This is a genomic window from Bacillus cereus group sp. BfR-BA-01441 (assembly GCF_022663075.1).
GTDB lineage: Bacteria > Bacillota > Bacilli > Bacillales > Bacillaceae_G > Bacillus_A > Bacillus_A cereus.
In genome coordinates this window covers 1-8,408 of the sequence record NZ_JAKUEU010000129.1, presented here as the reverse complement: position 1 = coordinate 8,408, position 8,408 = coordinate 1, and the positions used below count along the sequence as shown (strand labels likewise).

The window sequence follows — 8,408 nt, the reverse complement described above, 5'->3', positions numbered from 1 at the left end:
AGAGGAAGACCTTGGTCAATTACCTCAAACATTATTTTTTGAGTATGAGAATATAGAGGAGTTAACTGAATATTTTTTGGAGTCTCATCATGAAAAGATGATAGAGATAGTCGGCTTAGCATATTGTAATCATGGAAGTTAAGGTGACGATCCAGAAAATAAAAAACACCTATTCTCCTGTATTTAACAAGAGTATATAGGTATAAAAAATAAGAGGGGTCAGGTGTTGTTTATTGTGTATTTTGTCATTGTCTCCTGGGAATAACAATGACAAAATACAATAACAGCCCATATTTAATTCTGTATTTTATAAAATAAAAAGGTGGTTTAGTTATGAATAATATACTGATAGTTGGTGCACATTTTGATGATCCAGAATTAGGTGCAGGCGGTTTCGCTGCAAAAATGTCGGATAATGGTAAGAATGTATATAAATTAACTCTTACTGATAATGTCACAATTTCAGATTCCTTAAATTTAAATGTCGATTATGAATCTAGTAAGGTATCCAGTGCTAAAGCATGTGAGGTATTGGGGATTAATGAAATTACCGATTTTGAACCTGTTGAATGTGGCAAACTTACATACAATAAAGAGATTATGCAAAAGGTGGAAAAAGTTATTTTAGATTATAATATTGATACTACAATTATTCATTTTATGGATGATAAAAATCAAGATCACGTTGAAGCTTCCCGGATTTGTCAAACAGCAGCCAGACACTGCAACAACATTTTGGCGTATCAAAGTAATATGTATGTTTTTTCTAAATCCTATTATCCAGTTTTCTTTGTAGATATTAGCGAATATATCAAACATAAAGAAGAAGCATTAAGTCAGTATGAAAAACAACATAATAGATTTAATAGACTTTTTCAAGCGAATATATTAAGGAATCAAGTATGGGGATATACACATAAAGTAGAATATGCTGAGGCATTTCATCCTATTCAATACAAATTTGAGTGAAAAAAAGTATAGTAGAGATCTGTATTTATTAATTTACAAAAATAATAATCAGAATAAAAAATATAAATTTTATTTTTAAAATCATCTATTAAAGGTGTTTTAAGACTAAGGAGTGAAAATTATGGTTGTTTCTAGAATAAGTAGCACTTGTGTAATCCATGATAATGTTAGTATTGGTGAAAATGTAGTAATTCATGACTTTGTAGTAATTCATCCTAATACGATAATAAAAGATAATGTAGAAATATTTGAGAATTGTGTTGTTGGTAAAAAACCTACTATCCCAGGTCGTGTACATTCAGAATCCGATCAAGAGTATGAGGCTTTAGTTATAGAAGAAGGTTCGATTTTATGCCCAGGTGTTATAGTATATTCGGGGACAAAAATAGGTGGAAAAACTTTGTTAGGTGATTGTTGTAGTATAAGAGAAAATTGTGTTATAGGGAATAATAGCATAATTGGTAGGCATGTTGGTATAAATCATGGTACTAAAGTTGGTAATAATGTCCGAATTATGGATGGTTGTCGCTTAACAGATATGATAATCGAAGACGATGTTTTTATAAGTGCGCAAGTTGCTTGTGCTAGTGATAATACTTTTAGTGAGCATTATGACCCAGTGGTAGTTAAAGGTCCTCATATAAAAAAAGGTGCGAAGATTGGGGTTGGATCTATACTATTACCTCATACAGTAATTGGACAAAATGCAATTGTAGGGGCTGGATCAGTTGTGACGAAAGATGTACCAAGTGAAGCGGTAGTTATGGGTGTTCCTGCAAGAGTGAAAGTGAATAGATAAGAACATGTTTTCTTTTGCATAAATGTTATATTTTGATTTGTTAAATTGTTGATAAGTTTAGAATTTAGTGGAAATATACAAAAAACAAATTATAGACAATAGTAGGCTCTTGAACTTTAAAAATTCTATAGCTTGCGAGTAAGTATGTTCAGCAATTAATCGTGCTCAAGCTAAAAATGAAACTTTTTTAGCTTGAGTCTTAAAATAATAATGATTTGTAAGTTATATACAAATTAGATTTGAAAGGAAAGAATAAATGAAAGCTAAAATAGCGACAGTATCTAATTTACTAAAAAAAGCTCGGGAAAGCCATCCGCTAAAAGAAGCTATTTACGATGGATATCGAAGAATGAATTATATGGAGTTAGATAAGGAAAGTGATTCAATTGCATATGAATTAATTCGCATGGATATAAAAAAAGGTGACCATATAGCTGTCTGTCTTCCTAATTGGCATGAATTAACTGTTATATTATTTGCGATAGCAAAAGTAGGAGCTATTATGATACCTATTAATACTAGCTATAAGGAATCAGAAATAAAGTATATCTTAAATAACGCTAAAGTAAAAGCTGCCTTTTTAGCTAAAGAAGTAGAGGATAATAAACTTTGGAATCATTTTAACAGTATTCGTCAAAAGAATAAGTATTTAAATCATCTAATTTCTGTTCGTTTCAAGCATAAAGAAGCAGTTGCATATGAAAATGCACTGCAATTGGAAGGTCAGGTTCATGTTGAATTCCCAGAAGTTTCACTAAATGATGTTGTTTTATTAATGTATACTTCTGGCATGACAGGCAAACCTAAAGGTGTAATGTTAACAAATAATAATTTGGTAACATTATGTGATATAGTTGTAGATTTATTAAATTATACTGAAGATGATGTGGTATTAGCACAACTACCTGCATTCCATTTATTTGGATTACATTCTTGTATACTTTGTTCTGTTGCTGCAACTTCTAAAGTAGTACTTATGGAAAAATATAAACCAGAAAAAGTTTTCCAAATGATTGAAAATGAAAAAATAACCGTGCATCATGGGGTTCCATCTATGTTTATTATAGAATTAAATCATCCCAATCTCAAAGCTTATAATCTAAACTCACTACGGATCGGATTTACAGCGGGTGCATCAGTACCACCTGAAATTATTGGGAAAATAAGAGATGAATTACATTTTGAATTACTAACCTCTTATGGTATGACAGAAGTATCCACTTGTTTAACCTGTAGCAGGATAGAAGATAATGATTATGTAAGATCTGAAACTGTTGGAAGTGCTGTACCAGGTGTGAATTTGAAAATATTAAACCCTGTTACAAAAAAAGAAGTGAGGGTGGGGGAAATAGGAGAAATTGTTGCACAAAGTCCAGGTTTGATGAAGGGATACTTTGAAATGCCAGAAAAAACAGCAGAAGTATTAACAGAGGATGGATGGTACATGACAGGAGATTTGGGTAAAAAAGATGAGGAGGGTAATATAAAAATTGTTGGAAGAAAAAATGATTTAATTATTAGAGGAGGATATAATATTTATCCTCAAGAAATTGAAGAATATTTTTATAACCATGATAGTATTCTGGAAGTAGCAATTGTAGGACTGCCTGATCCAGTGTTAGGTGAGGTAACTTGTGCAGTAGTAACATTAAAAGGTGGAATTATAGTAACTGAATTAGATTTGAAAAAATTTATTCAGGATAAGATAGCTAAATATAAAGTTCCAGATAAAATTGTAATAGTTCCATCAATACCTAAATTCGCTACCGGAAAAATAGATAGACTTAAATTACAAGAGGAAATGAAAAATTTAATATAAATAACTTGCCTAGAGATTTAAATTTAGTTAAATATTTCAGATTATTGGAGTTTTATTTGTTAAAAATGATATATATTATCCATATTTGATTAAAAGAGTTTTTCAAAGAGGATTTTTTGCCCATATATTATTTTTTACTTATGAATATTGATGGACAAAAGGTAATTATTGATTGATATATTGGTGTAAGATACTTTAAGTTAAGTGTACCAATCTAATTCATTATATTTGTATCTAAATTAATAACTTTTAATGTATGCACATTAATTTGTATAATCTATTGTATTTAATGGAAAAATTCATAGATTAAATTAAAATTAATAGATGTATAGTGAATTTTTAGTTTGATAAGTATGAAAATTGAAATTTATTAAGATTGAAAATAAAATGTAGATATTAATAAGTTAATATTTTATGGAGGAATGAGAAAATTGAAAATTTTAGTAACAGGTGGATTAGGTGTTGTAGGAAAATCTTTAGTAAAAGAATTAAGAAAACGTGATCATGAGGTTTATATTATTGATCTTCCTCATCATCATGATCCCAAATATTTTCGATGCGATATATCATTTTACCGACAATTAGAAAATATATTTGAAAAACATGAATTCGATTATGTATATAATTTAGCAGCTGAATTTGGGAGGTGGAACGGAGAAGATTTCTATGAAAAGGTATGGACGTCCAATGTAATAGGTACTAAAAATATTATTAGATGTCAAGAAAAATATGGGTTTAAATTAATACATTTTAGTAGTTCTGAAGTATACGGAGACTATGAAGATGTTATGTATGAAGATGTTTTGAATAAGGTTGCAATTACTCAAATGAATGATTATGCTATGTCGAAAAGAGTCAATGAAATGCAAATTAAGATGTCAAGAGAGTTATATAATACAGAAACTGTTATTGTAAGACTTTTTAATACGTATGGACCAGGTGAATATTATAGTGACTATAGAAGTGTAATTTGTTTGTTTAGTTATAGAGCACTACAAAACCTGCCATATACAGTATATACAAATCATTTTAGAACAAGTACATATATATATGATTGTATTGTAACATTAGCAAATATTGTAGAAAATTTTAAAGCTGGAGAGACCTACAATATAGGAAGTGACGATTTTCATGATATAAAAGAAGCTTCTGACATAATACTTTCCTACTTAGGTAAAACAGATTCATTAGTTACTTATAAAGAGATGGAGCCTTTGACAACAAAAATAAAAAAAGTAAATATTGATAAAATAAAAAGAGATTTAAATCATAAAACTACTATTAAAATTACTGAAGGCATACCACTAACTATAGAATGGATGAAGAAAATCTATAAATAAATCCGGAACATTTTATTTATTTAAGATTTTATAAATATACAAAATTAAGTTAAAACAACTTTGTAGCTATAATTTTTATTAATTAAAGGGTATTAAATTTATTAATTTTTTCTTAAGTTTTTTATATTTCTACTGCCCTTCAGTGATTTGAAATTCCCAACTTACTTGTTCAAATAAATTATAATATGAGCGATATAGATTGTTATGAATTTAAGTTAGTGTAGCTTAGGTCTTACTATGTAACTATCGTTATATAGTGATTTCACTGTAATCACTAGGCGTAGTGTGATTGCCTTAATATGTAATGGAGCCTTAGATTTTTAAAACAGTATAATGCATGAGGACCTGGAGATTTTTCTATCTAATTGGTATTTTGAAGTGTTTCTCATTAAAAATATAACACAATCACAAAATGATACTCTCCATATTTAATGTTTAAGTATGGAGAGTATTTATTATCTGCTTTTCGTGACTATTAAGGATTAGATTTTGTATATTTGTCCGTGCCTTTATTAGTTATTTAAATAAGTATGGTCCGCATATTTTAAAGTTAGAAGGATAAGGGAATACATATGTTATATTTTTTAAAAAAAATATAACATTATCTAATAATTATTTCTAGCGCTGTTAACAAATAAGAGTTTAAGATGATCCTACATTTATTATTTCTAAAACGTTTAAATGAAATCGGAAATTTCATTCTTTTTTTCCGGATTTGAAAACTGGATATTCAGTCTTTTTTTGTTGTTTATTTTTTTATTTAATAATAGAAAAGTAAATTTAGATTTATTATAGGTATTTCACATACTATTAATATTGCTCCAGAAGGATCGAAACTTGCAATTATTTTTAATCTATTTAAATTATACAAGCTAGGTACAATATAATATGGAACATATCTCGAAATCTGTTAAATAAGTATATTTGAGTTTATTTACTTGTTGAAGAATTAAGAGTCGTATTATTTAGTAGAAATTCCTTTGAATTCATTGAGTATACAGGTTATTTTTAAAAATTACTTAGCACGAAGAATGGATTTCTAGCGATTTTTGTAAATAGTTATATTATCAGGAAATAAACATTATGACATCTTTATGGTTTATATCTTAAAAATTATTTAAGCTGGTTATTATAAATTGGATTGTGAAACGGCTAGTTTCTTATATTACTAAATATAAAAAAATTCAGAGGGAGCAGATATAAATGAAAAAAATATGTATAATAGGATTGGGCTATATCGGTTTACCAACAGCTGCAATTTTTGCAAAAGCAGGATTCGATGTATTAGGTGTAGATGTAAATGAACGGGTAGTAAACTTAATTAACAAAGGAGAAGCACATCTTGAAGAGGCAGGATTACCAGAATTGATTAAAGAGGTAGTTTTAGGTGGGAAGCTTAGAGCGTCATCATATATTGAATCAGCTGATGTCTACATTATAGCGGTTCCCACAGACTTTAAGCATAATTCAGCTAACCTAGAATATGTGATGACAGCAACAAAATCTATACTTCCTTTCATAAAAAAGAATAATATTGTAATAATAGAGTCCACAATTCCGGTAAGAACTATTGAGGATATTATTGCCCCTATTTTTTATGATAATTGCATTAATCCAAAAGAGGATATACATTTAGCATATTGTCCTGAGAGAGTTCTACCTGGGCGTATATTGATTGAATTAGTTGAGAATACACGTATCGTTGGAGGATTGACGCCTGAAGCTACTATAAAAGCAGCAAATGTATATCGTAAAGTTGTTACTGGAAAAGTAATTGAAACAAAAGCAATTACTGCTGAAATGACAAAGTTAATAGAAAACACTTATAGAGATGTGAATATTGCTCTAGCCAATGAATTGGCTAAAATTTCAGATCAATTAGGTGTTGATACGTTAGAAGTTATTAAGTTGGCTAACCAACACCCACGTGTGAATCTACATACGCCAGGACCGGGAGTAGGAGGTCACTGCATTGCAGTTGATCCAAATTTTATTGTAGAAATGAATCCTGAACAGTCAATGCTGATAGCTAAAGCAAGAGAAATCAATTCTTCAATGCCTAAGTTTGTTGTAGACCATGTAGAGAAAATTGTAGATACTAATAATACTAAAATTGCAGTGTTAGGAGTAGCTTATAAAGGGAATATTGATGATATACGTGAAAGCCCAGCGATAGAGGTAATTAAACTGTTAAATCGAAAAGGATATGCATTAGCAATCTATGATCCTTATGTCAGACAAGAACAGGTTGATTTTAAAATGGAATCGCTGGAAAATGCGATTGAGGATGCTGACCTACTTATTATGCTAACAGATCATAAAGAATTTAAAGCACTAGATGAGAATAAACTTCTACTTAAAATGAAAAAACCAATTATTTTTGATACAAAAAATTGTGTTAGGATAAAAAATCCATCTATTACCTATTTTAATTATAGTAATTTATATGAAATGGATAAGGTTAAGTGTGCTGTAACATTGTAAATTTAATTTTATATTATAAAAAGTTTGATTAGAAAATATGTTTGTAATAAATCTTTGAGCTAAAGTAGCAGGAGTGTTTATAATGAAATTAGATATTTTAGGAGTACCTTTTGATAATATAACTAGCAAAAAAGCATTAGAAAAGCTTTTAGAATTTTTAAAGACAGATAAAAATCATTTATTGATAACACCAAATCCTGAAATTGTCATGGAGGCACAAAATGATAAGGAATTGATGAAGATTTTAAATGAAGCCGACCTTGTAGTGCCTGATGGTATTGGCGTCGTATTGGCATCGAAACTAGAAAAGAATAGCATTAAGGAAAGAGTCCCAGGGTGTGATTTAATGTTTGCGCTGTTTAATACTATGAAAGATAGTAATAAAACAGTTTATATACTAGGTGGTGCACCAGGAGTTGCTGAAAAGGCGAAGCTGAATATGGAACGTAAATATGAAAATATAAAAATTATAGGAACTCACCATGGATACTTTGCGGAACATGAGGAAGAAAAAATAATAAGAGAAATTCAACAATTAAAACCAGATTTGCTCATGGTGGGACTGGGGTGTCCGAGACAGGAAAAATGGATATATACAAATAAAAATAGATTACCTGTTAAAATAAGTGCTGCAATTGGAGGGACCATTGATATTATGGCTGGAACGACAAAGAGGGCTCCTAGAATGTTTCAAGTCATGGGTCTTGAGTGGTTTCACCGTCTGCTTGAACAACCAAAACGAATTTTTAGGATGAAAAAGCTTCCATTATTTCTTATTGCAGTCTTGAAAGATAAGTATAAAAAAAATTAATGAGAATTACTTTATATTGAGTAGTACATAATTTTAATTCATGTAATGGAATAAGAACCTGTAATATAAAAAGTAAATAAAAATATATTTGTGAATATGTTGACAGTTTAAAAGAGTGTTTCTTCAATGCGAAAAATAGTTGATTTAGAAAAGAATAATAACATTGTAAAATGTACCCTATAGAAT

At 29.3% G+C, this 8,408-nt stretch carries 6 protein-coding genes; all 6 read left to right on the top strand.

Annotated elements, in window-relative coordinates; genetic code table 11:
• Positions 1-333: 333 nt before the first annotated feature.
• Positions 334-969 (top strand): PIG-L deacetylase family protein, encoded by a 636-nt coding sequence (locus MR107_RS28075; protein ID WP_242293004.1) that lies wholly within the window; start codon positions 334-336, stop codon positions 967-969.
• A 121-nt stretch (positions 970-1,090) separates the two neighbouring features.
• On the top strand, positions 1,091-1,768 hold the full coding sequence (locus tag MR107_RS31555) for an acyltransferase (protein WP_305037302.1): 678 nt from the start codon (positions 1,091-1,093) through the stop codon (positions 1,766-1,768).
• Between the two features lie 256 nt (positions 1,769-2,024).
• Positions 2,025-3,587, top strand: coding sequence for a class I adenylate-forming enzyme family protein (locus tag MR107_RS28060; protein ID WP_242293003.1), 1,563 nt, complete (start codon positions 2,025-2,027; stop codon positions 3,585-3,587).
• Between the two features lie 431 nt (positions 3,588-4,018).
• Positions 4,019-4,927 (top strand): NAD-dependent epimerase/dehydratase family protein, encoded by a 909-nt coding sequence (locus MR107_RS28055; protein WP_242293002.1) that lies wholly within the window; start codon positions 4,019-4,021, stop codon positions 4,925-4,927.
• Between the two features lie 1,203 nt (positions 4,928-6,130).
• A complete protein-coding gene (locus MR107_RS28050) occupies positions 6,131-7,411 on the top strand; it encodes a nucleotide sugar dehydrogenase (RefSeq protein WP_242293001.1) in 1,281 nt (426 codons plus the stop codon).
• A gap of 82 nt (positions 7,412-7,493) precedes the next feature.
• Entirely contained in the window at positions 7,494-8,222 is a 729-nt protein-coding gene (locus MR107_RS28045; RefSeq protein ID WP_242293000.1) for a WecB/TagA/CpsF family glycosyltransferase, read from the top strand.
• The last annotated feature ends 186 nt before the right edge of the window (positions 8,223-8,408 follow it).

Bases quoted from the DNA above. Each gene is read 5' to 3' on its own strand.
- MR107_RS28060 (WP_242293003.1), top strand. From the start codon at position 2,025: ATGAAAGCTAAAATAGCGACAGTATCTAATTTACTAAAAAAAGCTCGG.
- MR107_RS28050 (WP_242293001.1), top strand. From the start codon at position 6,131: ATGAAAAAAATATGTATAATAGGATTGGGCTATATCGGTTTACCAACA.
- MR107_RS28045 (WP_242293000.1), top strand. From the start codon at position 7,494: ATGAAATTAGATATTTTAGGAGTACCTTTTGATAATATAACTAGCAAA.
- MR107_RS28075 (WP_242293004.1), top strand. From the start codon at position 334: ATGAATAATATACTGATAGTTGGTGCACATTTTGATGATCCAGAATTA.
- MR107_RS31555 (WP_305037302.1), top strand. From the start codon at position 1,091: ATGGTTGTTTCTAGAATAAGTAGCACTTGTGTAATCCATGATAATGTT.